Raw genomic sequence first — 17,319 nt, 5'->3', positions numbered from 1 at the left:
GAACAGCAAAGGCGGTTGGAGTTTGAAATAACTCGCTATTTTAGCTTGCCCTGCGTGAAGTTGACCAGATTGTCGGCCAAATTGCCGTTGGCGAGCAGACGTTCGGCCCAGATACCGGCGTAGTCACGCAGCTGCGGCAGCACGGCGGCAAATGCCGGCCATGCCGTGCCGGCACCTTTCTCGAGATTCCAGGCCCGGACAAACGCCGCCGCCGCCGCCCGCGTCCCGGCCGGCAGCTCGGCCAGATACAGCGCCAGCCAGGCGTCGAGCTTCTCGAGATGCGCTTCTTCCTCCTGGCGATAGATCTGCCAGACCAGCGGCATCCGCGCCCACTGCGCACGCACGAAACTGTCCTCGCCGCGGACGAAATTGAGATCGCAGCTCCACAGCAAACGGTCGTAATCGGTCTGGCTGATGAAGGGCATCACGCTGATCGTCAGCGCGCCACGCTCTCGTGTCGCTCCAGCCGTCACCGGCTCGCCGAGCCACGCCTGCAACTGCGGCAGGATGCGGCCTTCGGGCACCAGACAATGCACCGGTGCAGCGCCGGCGGCCCAGGCATCAAGCAATCCGGGCAGCGCCTCGTTCTCGTAAGCGAACAACGACGTCAGCAGCGCACCGGCGCGCGGCTGGATGCCCAGTGCGCCGAGAAAATGCGCACGCGCGTGGTCGCCCCAGCCCGCCCGGGCGGCACGCATCTCGCGTTCGGCGATCAGGCCACCGGTTGCACCGGTAAAGCCCGGGAAAAAGAAGAATTTCTGCAGGCCATGTCCCTGCGGGCTGGCCAGTTCGTGACAGCCGGCCACCCAGGGCTCGGCCGACAGGTATTCCAGATTCAGCCAGACCGACTGACCAGGCTGCTGCGCGCGCATCAGCGAAACGACCGATGCCGGCACCGAGCAGGCGAAGGCCTCGATGACCACTTCGCCCAACTCGTCGACCACGGTGGTCTCGTCCCAGCGCTCGACGGTCACGCCGTCCAGCCATTGCGTGCGCGCATGCGCCGACGCATCGGGGCACATGCGGGCCAGGCTGGCCGGATCGTCCAGCCACAGCACGACGTGAAGACCGAACTCGTCGTGCAGCTGCCGGGCCAGCCGCCAGCACACGCCGATATCGCCAAAGTTGTCGACCACTTTGCAGAAGACATCCCAGCGGCGCGCGATCACATCACGCCCCTGAGGCTGTCGTTCGAGCACGGCTTGGCGGTCCATGGCAATCGGCCGGAAATGAAGAAATACATTGGGTAGACGTACGGGTCGTCGATCGGTTCTGACCGTTCGGCGGCCGGTCCTTGAAATGGTATCGGGGCGGATTTTACCGCATCCGTCCCGATGCCTCCGCGGTTTGCACGGCCTGCCGGCCAGCGGTTGCACCGGGTGTGCGCCCGCGTTCGGGTGCAACTGGATAACCGGTTGTTTCTACGTGACATTCGGGGTGTGCAAGGCATTGAGGCGCAGCAGATAGACAGAAAAAATGAAGGTTCATTTCGCGAAACTGATTCGCTAAGTGAAACCATTCAACTAACAACGAGTAGGACGGAGCACGATGAACAAAAAACAACATGCCAGAGCCGCCCGGCTTTGCGCGGCTTTGCTGATGGCTGCCGGCGTCATGATCGCCCATGCGGCACCAGCCTGGCAGGAAGGCAATACGTATACCGCCGGCACCACCGTGAGCTACAACGGCCATGACTATCAGGCACTGGTCACCCATACCGCCTACACCGGTGCGGGCTGGAATCCGGCCTCGACCCCGACGCTGTGGAAGGATCTCGGCGTGACCGGCGGTACACCGACGCCATCCCCCACCCCGGCGCCAACGCCTGCCCCGACGCCCGCACCTACTCCGGTACCGACCCCTGTCCCCACGCCGGCACCGACCCCAGCGCCAACCCCCAAACCAAGCCCGGTGCCGACCCCTGCACCGACGCCAGCCCCCACACCGGCACCGACCCCCGTTCCGACACCTGCACCGTCGGGCTGCCCGGTCTGGAAAGCCGGACTCTCGGTCAGCGCCGGCCAGTCGGTGCTGTACAACGGCAACAGCTACAAGGCCTTGGTGACCCACACCACGCAAGCGGGCTGGGAACCGGCGAACGTCGCCTCGCTGTGGCAACCGGACAGCGTCTGCGCCACTCCGGCCCCCACCCCGGGCGGCCCGACCCCGACACCGGCACCGACCGCGCCGTTCTGCGCGCCGGACTGGGTTGCGACCAAGATCTATCCGAAGGGCAAGGTCGTCGGCTACAAGGGCGCTGCGTACGAAGCGCTGGTCGATACCTACGCCATTCCGCCGGACAGCACCGTTTACACCAACCAGTGGAAGCTGGTCGGCGTGCCGAAGGGCGACCTGTGCCCGGTGACCGTACCGAACAACATCAACTACGGCACCGCCGTGCCGGTCACCGGCAACCCGAACTCGGGTGTGGTCAAGGCTGCCGGCGCAATCGGCGCAGCCCGCATCGCCAATACCGCCTCGACCGCACCGGCCGGCACGCGTGGCGGCATCAACCCGGCCACCGATCCGGGCGGCAACCATCCGGGCTTCGACTCGGACACCGGCGCACGCGTGGCCAAGCTGGCCCCGGGCAGCCTGCCGCTGCAGCACAACGTCTACAGCACGCAGGCCGGTCAGGAGCGCGTGGCGTATCTGGGTGACTGGGCGATCTACGGCCGCCGCTTCGACTTCTCGAAGCTGCCGGTGCAGAACCTCGACCGTCTGGTTTACGGCTTCGCCGGCATCTGCTTCCCGGCCGCGAAGAACACCCAGGATCCGGGCTTCCCGACCACGGCACCGGCGGCGGTCAACCGCACCTGCGGCCTTGGCACGACCAAGCTGCCGGACGGCGCGATGGCGATGGCCGACTACGAAGCCGCGTTCCTGCGCAACCAGCCGGGCGGCCAGGTCGCGAAGATTTCCGGCACCGAAGGCATGTACGAGATCGGCAAGGACGACGTCGGCGGCGTGTTCGGCGTGCTGTACAACCTCCGCAAGACCAATCCGAACCTGAAGCTCGACCTGTCGGTCGGCGGCTGGACACTGTCGGAAGGCTTCCCGTGGATGGCGTCCGACCCGACCCGCCGCAAGGTCTTCGTCGACTCGATCGTTGCCTTCCTCGAGCGCTACGACTTCGACGGCATCGACATCGACTGGGAATACCCGGCCAGCGACGGTGCGGTGCCGGGCATGGCACGCGCGGACGATCCGCAGAACTACCTGCAGCTCTTGAAAGACCTGCGCGCGGCGATGGACTGGCTCACCGTGAAGACCGGCAAGAAGTACCGCCTGTCGTCGGCGATCCCGGCCACCCAGGGCAAGATCGACAAACTGGCGTGGACCGAGATCAACCAGTATCTCGACCGGCTGTACGTGATGACCTATGACCTGACCGGGGCATGGGAGCGCAACATCAGCCACCACACCCCGCTGAACGTCAACCCGAACGCCAACGGCTCGTCCACCGGCTCGTCGGCCAGCTGGATGATCGAGTACCTGAACCGCCAGTACGGGGTGCCGTTCAACAAGATGATGATCGGCGTGGCCAACTACCACCGCTCGAAAGCCATCCTGCCGGGCGACATCACCGAGTACACCAACGGCCTGAAGGGCAATTCGAGCTTCGGCGATCCGAACTGGACCGGTGCCGCCTTCATTACCGGCATCGCCGGCGTCGGCAGCTGGGAAGCCGGTGTGGTCGAAGGCTACGACCTGTACCAGAACTACTTCGACCGTGACCTGAAACCGCGCAACGGCTACCACCTGTACACCGACAAGGCGTCCAACGCCGACTACGCGGTGAACCCGGTCGGGGCCAGCGGCTGGTCGTACATCTCGCTCGAAACCCCGCGTACCGCCGGCCTGAAGGCGCAATACGCGAAGGACAAGGGCCTGGGCGGGGTGTTCTTCTGGCAGATCGAGCAGGACAACGGCTACAACCTCAACGCCGTCAACCACGTGCTCGGCAACACGCTCGTCACCGACACCGCTGACGGCAAGCCGCAGAACCAGATCGCCACGTGCGGCGAGAACGTGACCGCGGCCGAGTGCCAGGACCTGATCAAGTCCATCAAGTAATCCGCTTCACCCGCTCGCACCCCGGTTCACGCCGGGGTGCTTTTGTTCGTTCAAAAACAGGAATACCACCATGCAATCGAAACTCCTGACCCGCCTGCTCGCAGGCGTCGTCTTCGCCGCCGGCGTCATGGCCGCCCACGCCGCGCCCGCCTGGCAGGAAGGCAGCACCTACACCGCCGGCACGACCGTCAGCTACGCCGGTCACGACTACCAGGCCCTGGTGACGCATACCGCCTACACCGGCGCCGGCTGGACACCGTCGTCGACACCGACACTGTGGAAGGATCTCGGTGTCACCACCGGCACGACGCCGACCCCGACGCCAACACCGGCTCCCACCCCGACACCCACGCCCACGCCCACGCCCACGCCGACACCTACCCCAACGCCGACACCCGCTCCGACGCCATCGGGCAGTTGCGCGGCGGCAGCCTGGAACAGCAGCACCGCATACAACGGCAGTGCGACGGTCAGCTACAACGGCCGCACCTATTCGGCCAAGTGGTGGACGCAGGGTGATGTGCCGTCAAGCAACACCGGCGACGGCAAGGCATGGAACGACCTCGGCGCCTGCGGCCCGGTCACTCCGACGCCGACGCCGACGCCGATCCCGGGCACAGACGGCCTGCCGAAGCACGTGCTGGTCGGCTACCTGCACGCCAGCTTCGCCAACGGTTCGGGCTACATCCGCATGGCGGACGTCTCGGACAAATGGGACGTGATCAACCTGTCGTTCGCCGAGCCGACCTCGTCGACCAGCGGCCAGGTTGCATTCAAGCTGTGCTCGGTGGCCGAGTGCCCGAACGTCGAATCCGAAGCCGACTTCATCGCCGCAATCAAGGCCAAGCAGGCACAAGGCAAGAAGGTGCAGATCTCGATCGGTGGCGCCAACGGACAAGTCCGGCTGGAAACCCCGGCGGCACGCGACGCTTTCGTTGCATCGGTCGCAGCCATCATCGACAAGTACGGTCTGGACGGTCTGGACGTAGACTTCGAAGGCCACTCGCTGCAGCTGAACGCCGGTGACAACGATGTCGCCAATCCGACCACGCCGGTCATCGTCAACCTGATCAGTGCGCTCAAGCAGCTCAAGGCCAAGTACGGCAGCAAGTTCACGCTGACCATGGCGCCGGAAACGTTCTTCGTCCAGCTCGGTTACGCCTTCTACGGCGGCAACTGCTCGGGTTGCGACACCCGCGCCGGTGCCTACCTGCCGGTGATCTACGCGCTGCGCAACGATCTGACGCTGCTGCACGTGCAGGACTACAACTCGGGCCCGATCACCGGCCTCGACAACCAGTACCACACGATGGGCAACGCCGACTTCCACGTGGCGATGACCGACATGCTGCTCAAGGGCTTCAAGGTCGCAGGGACAAACTTCCAGTTCCCGGCGCTGCGACCGGAGCAGATCGCGATCGGCCTGCCGGCCAACGGCAATGCCGGCGGCGGCTTCACCAGCGTGGCCGATGTGCAGAGCGCACTGAACTGCCTGATGAAGGCGGCCGGTTGCGGCAACTACAAGCCGTCGGCAGCCTATCCGGGACTGCGCGGGCTGATGACGTGGTCGGTCAACTGGGACAAGTTCAACAACTTTGAATTCTCGACCCAGCACCGCGCCTACTTCAACGCGTTCCCGCAGTAAGGACTGAACGGCGCGATCGTTGCGCCGCATCCGGGGCCGGCCTCAAGCCGGCCCTTTTTTGTCTGCGCTCAGCTGATGTAGCCGGCCAGATACCAGAATGCCTCGCGGCCGACGACGTCGGGAAAGCGCTCGTTCCGTTGCAGCACGATCGCCTGCGGCTTGGTCGTCAGGCACTTCCACAGCCCGCCCTGCGGGCAGAGGTCGCCGGTCTTGCACACGCAGCCGAGCGGGCGGGCATGCGGTTTCGAATCGGTCGGATTCATCGGTCGGTCAAACCTGTCGTCGTCAAGGTTGCCAATAGCAACATATTTGACACAGGACAGACTATAGGTAGGAACCCCAACCCGTCCGGAAACCGGCAGTTCGTCAGCCGTCCAGTACGCCCTTCAGCTGTGCGTAAAGTGCCGGATCGTATGACGCGAGGTCGTCGTCACCGATCATGTCCCGAAGCGCCTGCAGATAAGGTCTGGCCGATGCGGCTTCGCCGAGCGCCAGCCACGAGCGCGCCAGCGACAGCGTCGCCGACGGTTGCGGCAGCGACAGGCAGAACGGCCGGGCGCGTTCGGCCGCGACGATGCTCTCGCGATAGCGCCCGACCTCGTACAAGGCCGCCGCCAGCCCGCCGTCGATCCAGAAACGGATCGGCTCCTCGGGCAGCGACCGCGCGGCGATCTGCGCCGCCAGCTGCCATTGCTCGACGCTTTCGGCGTGGCGGCCTTCGGCACCAAGGCGGATGCCCTGATTCGCCAGCTCGAACGCCTCGCGCTCGTCCGGGCTCATCTGCGCCAGGCGCTCGGCCTTGCGGATGTACTTGCCCATCGCCGTAACCCAGCCTCAGCTCGTGAAATCGACCTTGGCAGCGTGCAGCGGCTCGTCGGTCGTATATTTGACGCGGATCTTCTTCGCTGCCACGCCCTGCTTCACCAGGGCCGACTTCACCGCGTTCGCCCTGGCGATCGCCGCACCCTTGGCGTTGCCGATTTCCTTGCGGTCGCAATAGCCGGTGATCACGATCTGCTTGGCCCCGCGCGCAGGCTCGAGCAACTGCTGCAGTTGCGCCTGTGCGGCGTCATCAAGCTTGACGCTCTTGGCGTCGAAGCGGAGCAGCGACGGGTCGGCTGCCGGCGCAACCGCCGCGCCTGCCTTCGTTGCCTCGGCCGAAGCCTTGTTCGTCGCAGCGGCGGGCTGCCCCTGCCGTGGCGCATCGCCATTGGGCGCGGGATTCTGAGCACACGCGGACAAGAACACTGCAGTCATCAGGACGGCAAAACGGAACATGTAACCTCCAAGCTGGTATCGGAACGGATCGGCAGGCGCCGAAACACAACCTGACCCAAGACCGCATCTACCAACGATTTTCCGTTGATATCGTGTCAATAAAATCAGAGGTTATCTGTCTGATAAATTCAGAAAAAGTTCACTGCAAACACATGAAGTACTGACCGGAATCTGATCATTCCACATCGCTAGCCAACGCCAGCCATCGCTCGGCCTTGCTCGCGAGGGTGAGTACCCGATGCCGACACCCGGGCCGGCTTCAGTTCGGCAATCTGGTGCGCATTGCTTGAGCAGCGATGTACTGCGAGACACGTACCCCCATCCGGACGTTATCGGCACCAAGGCAGACAAAACTTGGGGATTGCAGCCCATCTTCGACAGATCGGCCCAAGTTGCCGCGCAATAAAAAAGGCGTTACGCATTGCGTAACGCCTTTTTTATTCATGGTGGGCCCTGTGGGGCTCGAACCCACGACCAAAGGATTATGAGTCCTCTGCTCTAACCGACTGAGCTAAAGGCCCGAATAGCTAGGGGGCCTATCTTATTGGTCGTTGCCCAAACTTTCAAGGAAGCTCTTCAGGCGTTCCGAACGGGTCGGGTGACGCAGCTTGCGCAGAGCCTTCGCTTCGATCTGGCGAATCCGCTCACGCGTCACGTCGAACTGCTTGCCGACTTCTTCCAGCGTGTGATCGGTATTCATGTCGATACCGAAACGCATCCGCAGCACCTTGGCCTCGCGCGGCGTCAACGTGTCGAGGATTTCCTTGGTCGCTTCGCGCAGGCCGGCGTAAACCGCCGCTTCGGCCGGCGCTACGGTCACCGAGTCCTCGATGAAGTCGCCCAGATGCGAATCGTCGTCGTCACCGATCGGCGTTTCCATCGAGATCGGTTCCTTGGCGATCTTGAGGATCTTGCGGATCTTGTCCTCCGGCATCTCCATCTTTTCCGACAGCTCTTCCGGCGTCGGTTCGATGCCGGTTTCCTGCAGGATCTGCCGCTGGATCCGGTTCATCTTGTTGATCGTTTCGATCATGTGAACCGGAATCCGGATCGTCCGCGCCTGGTCGGCGATCGAACGCGTGATCGCCTGACGGATCCACCAGGTCGCATAGGTCGAGAACTTGTAGCCGCGACGGTATTCGAACTTGTCCACAGCCTTCATCAGGCCGATGTTGCCTTCCTGGATCAGGTCGAGGAACTGCAGGCCGCGGTTGGTGTACTTCTTCGCGATCGAGATCACCAGACGCAGGTTGGCCTCGATCATTTCGCGCTTGGCGCGACGTGCCTTCGCTTCACCCGTCGACATCTGACGGTTGATTTCCTTCAGGTCCTTGATCGGCAGCATCGCACGGGTCTGCAGCTCGCCGAGCTTCTCCTGCTTTTCCATGATCGCATGCTGATAGCGCGTCAGGATTTCGCCGTACGGCTTGTTCGCGGCCAGCTCTTCAAGCACCCACGACGGATCAGTTTCGCGGCCCGGGAAGTTCTTGATGAAGTAGTCACGCGGCATGCGGACGCGCTGGATGCACAGGTCCATGATCTCGCGCTCGTGGCTGCGGATCTCGTCGACCATGGTGCGAACCTGATCACACAGGTTTTCGGTCTGACGGGCCGAGAAACGGATGACCTGGAAGGCTTCGGCGATCTGTTGCTGCTGTTCGAGATAGGCCTTGCCGTGCGGGCCGTCCTTGGCCAGCGCCTTGAGCATCTTCTCGTAGTGGCCGCGAATCATGTCGAAATGTTCGCGTGCCTGCGTCTTCAGCAGCTCGAGGTTGGCCGCCGCGGCGCTGGCGCCACCGTCGTCCTCTTCCTCGTCGCCGTCTTCGTCATCCTCGCTGGATTCGTCGTCGGTGACCGGCGGTTCGGGTTGCGCTTCTTCCTCGACCGCGTTCGGATCGATAAAGCCGTCGATGACGTCGTCGATGCGGATTTCGTCGTTCAGGCCCTTTTCGACCAGATCGAGAATGGTCTCGATCGTCGTCGGGCACGCCGAAATCGCCGTGATCATGTGCTTGAGGCCTTCCTCGATCCGCTTGGCGATTTCGATTTCGCCTTCGCGGGTCAGGAGTTCGACCGTGCCCATTTCACGCATGTACATCCGCACCGGGTCGGTGGTACGGCCGAATTCGGCATCCACCGACGACAGCGCGGCTTCCGCCTCTTCGGCGGCGTCGTCGTCGGCAACGGCTGCCGGCGCATCGGACATCAGCAGGTCTTCGGCATCGGGTGCCTCGTCGTAGACCTGGATGCCCATATTGGTGATCATGCTGATCACGCCTTCGATCTGCTCGGCGTCGAGCATGTCTTCAGGCAGGTGGTCATTGATCTCGGCGTACGTGAGGTAGCCGCGCTCCTTGCCCTGAACGATCAGCGACTTGAACTTCGCCTTGCGAACTTCGGGGTCGAGCATATCGGAAGCGTCATCGTTCGCACCGCCGGATTGCTTGCGTTCGAGGTCTTCTTTGTCAAATTCTTGATCAGCCGCCATGACTCGTTGGACTCGGAAAGATTCGGAAAAACCGAGGATTATATCAGATAAAACAGCCCCGTAGCCGCGTCGAGGCTGGCATCACTACCGAGATGCCAGCAATGCCAGGTATTCCTGCTTCTCGACTTCGGTCAGGCCACCATGGGCCGCGCGGTACTCCAGTTCGGACCGCCGATCCAGTGTAGCCGGCCGTGCCAGCGCCTGCGCCGCCATTGCCAATACTGCCGAAAACTCGACCGCGCGCTCCTCCGGCGCCATGCGTTCGAACTCCGCCGCGCCCTGTGTCAGCGCGCGCGCCAGCTCGGTATAAGCCGGCTCGTTGCGCCACAACTCGAGCAATTGCGAACCGCGCTCGAATTGCGGATGCGTACGCGCCGCATCGAGCACGTCCACCACCATCGCCGCCCGCCCCTCTCGCGGCCACGCTTGCCATACAGCTTCGGCAACCACGGCCAGCGAAGGTTCGGTCAGCACCAACTGCAACAACCGGACCAATGGATCCCGTTGCGACTTGGGGCGCGGTAGCGGCGCGAGCGGCCGGTCGCGCTTGTCGCCCCAGCGTCCCTTGCCTCGACCACGCCAACGCCCGCCATCGTCACCCTGCCACTGCCGGGCTCCTTCGAAAGGCGCTCGTTCAGCGCCTTGCGGATACTCCTGCTGAACCACAAGCTGCGGTGCGGCAGCCTCACCACCCAAGATGAGGTCAAGCTCGCCCATTTCCAGTCGGCACAGCTCCGCCAGACGTTTTTTCAGCATCAGCGCAAACGCCGGCGCCCTGACCTTGGCGAGGTGCGGCTTGGCCAGATGGATCATCCGCGCCCGGCCTTCCTCGCTTTCAAGTTCGACCTGCGACGAAAGCTCACGCAACAAAAACTGGGCCAGCGGCACCGCATCCTGCAGCAACCGTGCCTCGAACGCCTCGCGACCGAACTCACGCACATAGGAGTCCGGATCGTGCTCGGCCGGCAGGAACAGAAAGGTCAGTTTCTTGCCGTCGGCGACCAATTCAAGGCTGTTCTCGAGTGCGCGCCACGCCGCCTTGCGTCCTGCCCGGTCGCCGTCGAAGCAGAACACCACATCGTCGGCGAGCTTGAGCAATTTCTTCACATGCTCGGGCGTGCACGCGGTACCCAGCGTCGCGACCGCATACTCGACACCGTGCTGCGCGAGCATCACGACGTCCATATAGCCCTCGACCACCAGCACCCGATTGGTATCGCGGATCGCGCCGCGCGCTTGCGACAGACCGTAGAGCTCGCGCCCCTTTTCGAACACCGGCGTTTCGGGCGAGTTGAGGTATTTGGGTTCGCCCTGCCCCATGACCCGGCCACCGAAACCGATCACCGAGCCACGCTGGTTCTGGATCGGAAACATCACCCGGTCACGGAACCGGTCATAGCGGCGCTTGCTGTCTTCCTTGTCGATCACGAGTCCGGCTTCGGCGATCAGCTTGTTCCAGTCGTAATCGGCAAACACCTGCTTCAGCGCCTGCCAGTCATCGCCGCCGGGCGAATAACCGAGGCCGTAACGCGCTGCGGTCTTGCCATCGAGCCCGCGCCCCTTGAGGTAAGCGATCGCCGCCGGCGCGGTCTTGAGCTGCTGCCGGTAGAAATCGCACGCCGCCTTGAGCACGTCGAACACGCCCGGCTCGGCACGCGGCGCCTCGGCAAAACCGCCCGCCTCCTGCGGCACCGTCAGCCCGACCGATTCGGCGAGCTTCTTTACCGCATCGGGGAAAGGCAGCGCCTCGTACTCCATGACGAAGCTGATCGCCGAGCCGTGCACGCCGCAGCCGAAGCAGTGATAGAACTGCTTGCTCTGACTGACGGTGAACGACGGCGTTTTCTCTTTGTGGAACGGACAGCAGGCGTGATAGTTCTGCCCGGCCTTTTTCAACGGCAGGTAGCGCTCGACCACATCGACGATATCGACGCGGTTGAGCAGGTCCTGAATGAAGGACTCGGGAATGCGGGCCATCGAAGCGCCGGATTACGCCAGACGCGCCTTGACCAGCTTGTTGACCTCGGCCATGTCGGCAACGCCGGCCAGCTTGGCCTTGAGTTCGCCCATGATCTTGCCCATTGCTGCCGGCGTCGTGCCATGCGCAGCGATGGCGGCATCGACCGCAGCCGCAATCTCTTCGATCGACAGCTGTTGCGGCATGTAGTCCTTCAGCACGTCGACTTCGGCGCGTTCGACGTCGGCCAGATCCTCGCGGGCAGCGGCAACGTATTGCTCGATGCTGTCGCGGCGCTGCTTGAGCATTTTTTCGATCACGGCCGTCACCGCCGCGTCGTCGAGTTCGATGCGTTCGTCGACTTCGCGCTGCTTGATCGCCGCCAACAGCAAGCGGATCGTGCCAAGCCGGGTGGCCTGCTTTTCCTTCATCGCGGTCTTCATGTCTTGCGTGATTTGGGCTTTGAGACTCATCGACGGACTTCCTTCGGGTGGGCGCGCAAGGCGCGGTAAAAACACCAAAAGGCCGCTCGATGGCGGCCTTTTGCTCGGACACACAATCCGATTAGTACAGCTTCGGCGGCAGCGTTTGGCTGCGCAGGCGCTTGTAGTGGCGCTTCACTGCAGCAGCGAGCTTGCGCTTGCGCTCAGCGGTCGGCTTTTCGTAGAACTCGCGCGAGCGCAGTTCGGTCAGCAGGCCGGTCTTTTCAACTGCGCGCTTGAAGCGGCGCATTGCTACTTCAAACGGCTCGTTCTCTTTAACACGTACGGAAGGCATCGAGCGATATCCTGTTAATCTGTGTGGGACACTTGGATGAAAGTTTCGCATTATTCCAGATCGCAAGGCCGATGTCAAAACCGCCTGCTTTGCTGTGGCGAATCAAGCCGGTAGGATACGCCCATCCATTCAAGCAAGCACCTACCACCATGCTCGTCCTCGGGATCGAATCGTCGTGCGACGAAACCGGCATTGCCCTCTATGACACCGATACCGGTCTGCTGGCGCATCGACTGCACTCGCAGATCGCCATGCACACCGAATACGGCGGCGTAGTTCCCGAGCTGGCATCGCGCGACCATATCCGCCGCGTCCTGCCGCTGACCGAAGCCTGTCTGGCCGAGGCCGGCAAGGCCATCGCCGACGTCGATGCCATCGCCTATACCGAAGGCCCGGGCCTTGCCGGTGCCCTGCTGGTCGGCGCCTCGGTCGCCAATGCGCTCGGCTTTGCGCTGCAAAAACCGGTGATCGGCGTGCATCACCTCGAAGGTCACCTGCTGTCGCCGCTGCTCGCCGAGCCGGCGCCGCAGTTTCCGTTCATCGCTCTGCTGGTCTCGGGCGGCCACACCCAGCTGATGGCCGTGCGTGGCATCGGCCAGTACGAACTCCTGGGCGAGACCGTCGACGACGCCGCCGGCGAAGCGTTCGACAAGTCGGCCAAACTGCTCGGTCTCAGCTACCCCGGCGGCCCCCAAGTCTCGAAGCTGGCCGATACCGGTGATGCCACCCGCTTCAAGCTACCGCGACCGATGCTGCACTCGGGCGATCTGGACTTCAGCTTTTCCGGCCTGAAAACTGCGGTCCTGAATCTGGTGAAGAAGGAGCAGCAGGATGACGGCACGCTCGACAATGCGACACGCGCCGATGTCTGCGCCGCCTTCCAGGAAGCCATCGTCGAGGTCCTGACGAAAAAATGTCTTGCCGCACTGAAGCAGACCGGCATGAAGCGGCTGGTCATCGCCGGCGGCGTCGGTGCCAACCGCCAGCTGCGCGCCGGCCTCGACGACGCCGCACAACGTCGGCGCTTCGAGGTGTTCTACCCACCATTGGCACTGTGTACCGACAACGGTGCAATGATCGCGTTCGCCGGTGCCATGCGCCTCAAGTATGCTGCGGCGGACTATCAGTTCGGCGTCAAGCCGCGCTGGGACCTAGCCAGCCTGCCGGCAGCCTAGCCCCGACAGCCCCAGACCAGTTACACAACCTCGAAACGGGCGTCGATCAGGTCGCCGAGCACCAGACGCAAGTGCTCGCCGGCACGGATCGGCCCCACGCCCTCGGGCGTACCGGTGTAGATCAGGTCGCCGGCCTGCAAGGTGAATCGGCTCGAAATCCACGCAATCAGCGTCGCCACGTCGAACGCCATATCGCGCGTTTCGGCATGCTGCCGGCGCTCATCATTGATGTAGAAATCAAAGCTGACCGTACCCGGCTGTGGCAACGCATCGGCCGGCACGAATCGGCTCAGCACCGCCGCGCCGTCAAAGCCCTTGGCCAGCGTCCACGGCATCCCCGCCTTTTTGGCCTCGGCCTGGACATCACGCGCGGTCAGATCCAGACCGAGCGCATAACCGGCAACATGCTGGAGCGCATCGGCCGTCTGGATATCCCTGCCGCCTTCGCCGATCAGCACGACCAGCTCCGCCTCGTGATGCACGTCATTCGACCAGGAGGGCAGACGGATCGGTTCGCCCTCGTGCAGCACCGCCGATGTCGGCTTCAGGAACACCACCGGCTCGGCCAGTATCTGGCTGCCCATTTCCTTCGCATGCGCGACGTAATTGCGCGCGACACAAAAGATGTTGCCGACCCGATAGGATTGATCGTTGAGACTGACCGTCGCCATTGCACTCTCCTTTGCAGAAGAGAGTGACGATACGCGATCGCCGGACATGAAAAAAGCGGGCCGAAGCCCGCTTTTTCGATCAGAAACCGAAACCCGATTACTTCGGGCCAGCTTCCTTGCGCAGTTCTGCGTTGTTCTTGGTTTCAGCAGCGCCCGAAGCAGCAGCCGAAGCCTTCTTCTTCTTGGTCTTCTTGGCGTGGTTGGTCGCCGGAGCCTTGCCCGACTCAACAGCTTGCTCTTGGCCAGCCTGGCCTTCAGCACCAGCGAAAGCGCCGACCGAAGCGAAAGCGAACATTGCGGTCAGGAGGGTAGCGAGGGTCTTTTTCATAGTGTTCTCCAACGAGAGGGGTTCAAAGCAGCGATCTGACTAAAATTTGGCGCCAAACCTGCAGGTCGACTTTTACTGACGTAAAGCCTGTAGCGGCAAGGTTATGTCAGGCTTAGTCAAAAATAAAGTCGACTAACAATCGCTGTATCAATTTGAACCCATCCGAATGCGGAACGTTTGGTGACAGCGTTATGCGACCCACATCGCGACGGTCAATCCGAGCACGAGCACCAGCCACAGCAGAATCGAGCGCCAGATCAGGCCGACCGCGCTGGCAAGGTAGTCCGGACTGACCGGATCACCGAGACCCAGCTCCGGGCGGAACTTGACCGTGTGGTCCATGTGCAGTGCATCGCCCAGACGAATGCCGATTGCCCCGGCGCCGGATGCCAGCAGGATGCCCTGAGCCTGATCGATCCAGGCCCGCGCCTGAGAACGCCAGCAATACACCGCATCCTCGAAATCGCCCATGACAGCGAAACCGGCAGCCGTCATGCGCACCGGCAGGTAATCCAGCCAAGCCAGCACCGTTTCCGCACAGCGGCCAAACGGGTCATTCCGCCCGCCCCATTTGGATGCCAAAAGGCTGGCAGCCCGATACAACAGCGCACCGGCCGGTCCGACCAGCCAGGCCAGCACCGCGAACCAGAAGACCGGCGCAAAAACGTAGCGGTAGGAATCGATCAGGCCCTGTTCGATCGCCAGTCTGGATATCTCGTCCGGCGTCATCTCCGAGGTATGCTGGCCGGTCCAATCCGCAAGCATCGCCCGCGCCACAGGAAGATCATCGGCCTGCAAGGCTTTTGAGACGGCGGTAAACGCATGACTGAACTGGCGAAAACCCATCGTCAGGTACAGGATCAATACCGTAAACACCAGACCGAAGAACGGATTTGCACGAGACAGCAAACAGTAACTGGTGACAACGACGGCGAGTACCGGCAACACGGCCAGACCCCATGCATACACGCCGCTGCGGACTTCGCCGGCGTTCAGGCCGCGCTCCAGCCGGTTGGCGAAGCGGATAAAGGCCAGATAGAGCGGATTGCGACTGCTGATCGGGCGCAGTTGCTCCAGCGCAAGGGCGAGAATCAGGGATAGAATGGTCATGGCTCTAGCTTAGGTCGTGACGGGCTGCAATACATCCAGCGCAAGATACCACAGGCCCTGCAAGCCCCCAAGGCAGGCGCCGGACTTGAAAAATCCGCGGCCGCCGCCATCTCGACCCGACCCCTACCCCATTGGAGAGAAAAGCATGGAACACAAACTGCCGGAACTGCCTTACGCTCAGGATGCACTTGCACCGTACATGTCGGCCGAAACGCTGTCGTATCACTACGGCAAGCATCATCAGACCTACATTACCAATCTGAACAACCTGATCAAGGGCACCGACAACGAGAGCAAGTCGCTCGAGGACATCGTGAAGACCGCCCCTGCAGGTGGCCTGTACAACAATGCAGCCCAGATCTGGAACCACACCTTCTTCTGGTTCGGCTTCAAGCCGAACGCGACTGGCGCGGATCGCGCCCCGGCCGGCGCACTCGCCGATGCCATCAACGCCAAGTGGGGTTCGTTCGACGAATTCAAGAAGGCGTTCAACACGTCGGCTGCCGGCAACTTCGGCTCGGGCTGGACCTGGCTGGTGAAGAAGGCCGACGGCAGCGTCGACATCGTCAACACCGGCGCCGCCGGTACCCCGCTGACCACGGCGGATACCGCACTGCTGACCTGTGACGTGTGGGAACACGCCTACTACATCGATTACCGCAACAGCCGCCCGAACTACCTCGAGGCGTTCTGGAAGCTGGTCGACTGGGATGTAATTGCGCAACGTTTCGCTGCGTAAGCTTCTACCGGCTAGCAGCTTACCAACGGCGCTTTTCCGCGCCGAGGCATGAAAGGGGGACGGCCAACGCCGTCCCCCTTTTTTATCGTCCGCATTCGAGTTCCACCACTCGGCGGCCGAATTCAACCCTTCATACTCCCCGCAACTGGTATTTCCGTCACCCCGCCCTGAGCACACCCTGTCCACCGGAAAATCGGCGCGCAACATTATATTACATTCTTCGTAATACATGATTGCAAACGTCATTTCTCCATTGATTTCAGTACGTTGACATCCAAAAACCCTCGGTCATAATCGGCCGGCGCTGCCAGTCAACGCTTGGCAGACGCGTCTGTCGTGCTATCGACATTGCACGGCATTCCCCACCCAAGTGGTATCAAGCCGCCGGGTGGAATCGACGAATCAAATAGGATGGAGAGACTCTCGAATGTCGCAACACAATCGTTTCGCCCTGGCCGTGCTGCCGGCAGCGCTGTTCGCCGCGCATGCCTACGCCGCCTACCCGGCTTGGCAAGAAGGTCAGACCTATACCGCCGGCACCTATGTGTCGTACAGCGGCAGCGACTACCAGGCACTGGTAACCCACACCGCCTATGTCGGCGCCAACTGGAACCCGGCTTCGAGCCCGACGCTGTGGAAGCTCGCCGGCGCAAGCACCGGTACGCCGACCCCGGCCCCCACACCGACGCCGGCGCCGACCCCTGCGCCGACCCCGGTTCCGACGCCCACCCCGACCGTAACGCCGACCCCGGCTCCGACCCCGAGCGGCTGCGCAGCCTGGACCAGCAGCGGTGTCTACACCGCCGGCCAGTGCGTGAGCTACAACGGCGCAACCTACAAGGCCAAGTGGTGGACACAGAACAACGTACCGGGCGCTGACCAGTACGGTCCGTGGGAACTGCAAGGCACCGTGACGCCGACTCCGACTCCGACGCCGACTCCGACGCCGACTCCGACTCCGACGCCGACTCCGACGCCGACGCCGACTCCGACTCCGACTCCGACTCCGACTCCGACTCCGACTCCGACTCCGACTCCGCCGACCCCGACCCCGACCCCGACCCCGACGCCGAC

Annotated in this window: 16 protein-coding genes and 1 tRNA gene; 5 read left to right on the top strand and 12 right to left on the bottom strand. The window is 62.9% G+C overall.

Going from position 1 to position 17,319, the window contains the following annotated elements; all coding sequences use genetic code 11:
• Positions 1 to 35: 35 nt before the first annotated feature.
• Positions 36 to 1,214 carry an elongation factor P maturation arginine rhamnosyltransferase EarP gene (gene earP / locus JMJ54_RS18445; RefSeq protein WP_203540002.1) on the bottom strand — a complete coding sequence of 393 codons (1,179 nt, stop codon included), beginning with the start codon at positions 1,212 to 1,214 and terminating at the stop codon, positions 36 to 38.
• A 334-nt stretch (positions 1,215 to 1,548) separates the two neighbouring features.
• Here earP and JMJ54_RS18440 point away from each other — a divergent pair, with 334 nt between their 5' ends.
• Together JMJ54_RS18440 and JMJ54_RS18435 are read left to right on the top strand one after the other, a co-directional pair.
• The gene (locus JMJ54_RS18440; protein ID WP_203540001.1) at positions 1,549 to 4,077 is read left to right on the top strand and encodes a glycosyl hydrolase family 18 protein; all 2,529 of its coding nucleotides are present in this window, start codon (positions 1,549 to 1,551) and stop codon (positions 4,075 to 4,077) included.
• A 70-nt stretch (positions 4,078 to 4,147) separates the two neighbouring features.
• Positions 4,148 to 5,722, top strand: coding sequence for a chitinase (locus JMJ54_RS18435; RefSeq protein WP_239000202.1), 1,575 nt, complete (start codon positions 4,148 to 4,150; stop codon positions 5,720 to 5,722).
• A gap of 68 nt (positions 5,723 to 5,790) precedes the next feature.
• Here JMJ54_RS18435 and JMJ54_RS18430 read toward each other — a convergent pair whose 3' ends face one another.
• From JMJ54_RS18430 to rpsU, 8 genes are all read right to left on the bottom strand, one after another.
• The gene (locus tag JMJ54_RS18430; RefSeq protein WP_203540000.1) at positions 5,791 to 5,985 is read right to left on the bottom strand and encodes a hypothetical protein; all 195 of its coding nucleotides are present in this window, start codon (positions 5,983 to 5,985) and stop codon (positions 5,791 to 5,793) included.
• 103 nt (positions 5,986 to 6,088) lie between these two features.
• A complete protein-coding gene (locus JMJ54_RS18425) occupies positions 6,089 to 6,541 on the bottom strand; it encodes a hypothetical protein (RefSeq protein WP_203539999.1) in 453 nt (150 codons plus the stop codon).
• A gap of 15 nt (positions 6,542 to 6,556) precedes the next feature.
• Positions 6,557 to 7,000, bottom strand: coding sequence for an OmpA family protein (locus tag JMJ54_RS18420; protein ID WP_203539998.1), 444 nt, complete (start codon positions 6,998 to 7,000; stop codon positions 6,557 to 6,559).
• Positions 7,001 to 7,444: 444 nt separating this feature from the next.
• Positions 7,445 to 7,521, bottom strand: a tRNA-Ile gene (locus JMJ54_RS18415).
• Positions 7,522 to 7,541: 20 nt separating this feature from the next.
• On the bottom strand, positions 7,542 to 9,488 hold the full coding sequence (gene rpoD / locus JMJ54_RS18410; protein WP_203539997.1) for an RNA polymerase sigma factor RpoD: 1,947 nt from the start codon (positions 9,486 to 9,488) through the stop codon (positions 7,542 to 7,544).
• Positions 9,489 to 9,572: 84 nt separating this feature from the next.
• Positions 9,573 to 11,465: a DNA primase gene (gene dnaG / locus JMJ54_RS18405; RefSeq protein ID WP_203539996.1), complete on the bottom strand. Its 1,893-nt coding sequence runs from the start codon at positions 11,463 to 11,465 to the stop codon at positions 9,573 to 9,575.
• A gap of 12 nt (positions 11,466 to 11,477) precedes the next feature.
• Positions 11,478 to 11,918, bottom strand: a complete 441-nt coding sequence (locus tag JMJ54_RS18400; RefSeq protein WP_203539995.1) for a GatB/YqeY domain-containing protein — start codon at positions 11,916 to 11,918, stop codon at positions 11,478 to 11,480.
• A gap of 91 nt (positions 11,919 to 12,009) precedes the next feature.
• Complete coding sequence (gene rpsU / locus JMJ54_RS18395; protein WP_070528210.1) at positions 12,010 to 12,222, bottom strand: 30S ribosomal protein S21; 213 nt, start codon at positions 12,220 to 12,222, stop codon at positions 12,010 to 12,012.
• Positions 12,223 to 12,371: 149 nt separating this feature from the next.
• Between rpsU and tsaD the strand changes: the two genes are divergently transcribed.
• The gene (gene tsaD / locus JMJ54_RS18390; RefSeq protein ID WP_203539994.1) at positions 12,372 to 13,397 is read left to right on the top strand and encodes a tRNA (adenosine(37)-N6)-threonylcarbamoyltransferase complex transferase subunit TsaD; all 1,026 of its coding nucleotides are present in this window, start codon (positions 12,372 to 12,374) and stop codon (positions 13,395 to 13,397) included.
• Positions 13,398 to 13,417: 20 nt separating this feature from the next.
• On the opposite strand, the gene JMJ54_RS18385 is transcribed toward tsaD, so the two are convergent.
• The 3 genes from JMJ54_RS18385 to JMJ54_RS18375 form a co-directional block, all read right to left on the bottom strand.
• Positions 13,418 to 14,068 carry a fumarylacetoacetate hydrolase family protein gene (locus tag JMJ54_RS18385; RefSeq protein WP_203539993.1) on the bottom strand — a complete coding sequence of 217 codons (651 nt, stop codon included), beginning with the start codon at positions 14,066 to 14,068 and terminating at the stop codon, positions 13,418 to 13,420.
• A gap of 97 nt (positions 14,069 to 14,165) precedes the next feature.
• Positions 14,166 to 14,396, bottom strand: a complete 231-nt coding sequence (locus JMJ54_RS18380) for a hypothetical protein (RefSeq protein ID WP_203539992.1) — start codon at positions 14,394 to 14,396, stop codon at positions 14,166 to 14,168.
• A gap of 189 nt (positions 14,397 to 14,585) precedes the next feature.
• Positions 14,586 to 15,506, bottom strand: a complete 921-nt coding sequence (locus tag JMJ54_RS18375; RefSeq protein WP_203539991.1) for a CobD/CbiB family protein — start codon at positions 15,504 to 15,506, stop codon at positions 14,586 to 14,588.
• Between the two features lie 145 nt (positions 15,507 to 15,651).
• Here JMJ54_RS18375 and JMJ54_RS18370 point away from each other — a divergent pair, with 145 nt between their 5' ends.
• Complete coding sequence (locus tag JMJ54_RS18370; RefSeq protein WP_203539990.1) at positions 15,652 to 16,245, top strand: superoxide dismutase; 594 nt, start codon at positions 15,652 to 15,654, stop codon at positions 16,243 to 16,245.
• 427 nt (positions 16,246 to 16,672) lie between these two features.
• Positions 16,673 to 17,319 (top strand): carbohydrate-binding protein (locus JMJ54_RS18365; protein ID WP_373310164.1); only part of this gene is annotated, 647 nt, incomplete at its 3' end.

Origin of the sequence: Jeongeupia naejangsanensis (assembly GCF_016865585.1) — a bacterium.
Lineage (GTDB): Bacteria > Pseudomonadota > Gammaproteobacteria > Burkholderiales > Chitinibacteraceae > Jeongeupia > Jeongeupia naejangsanensis.
The sequence above is the reverse complement of the archived record's forward strand: the minus strand, read 5'-3'. Positions and strand labels throughout refer to the sequence as shown.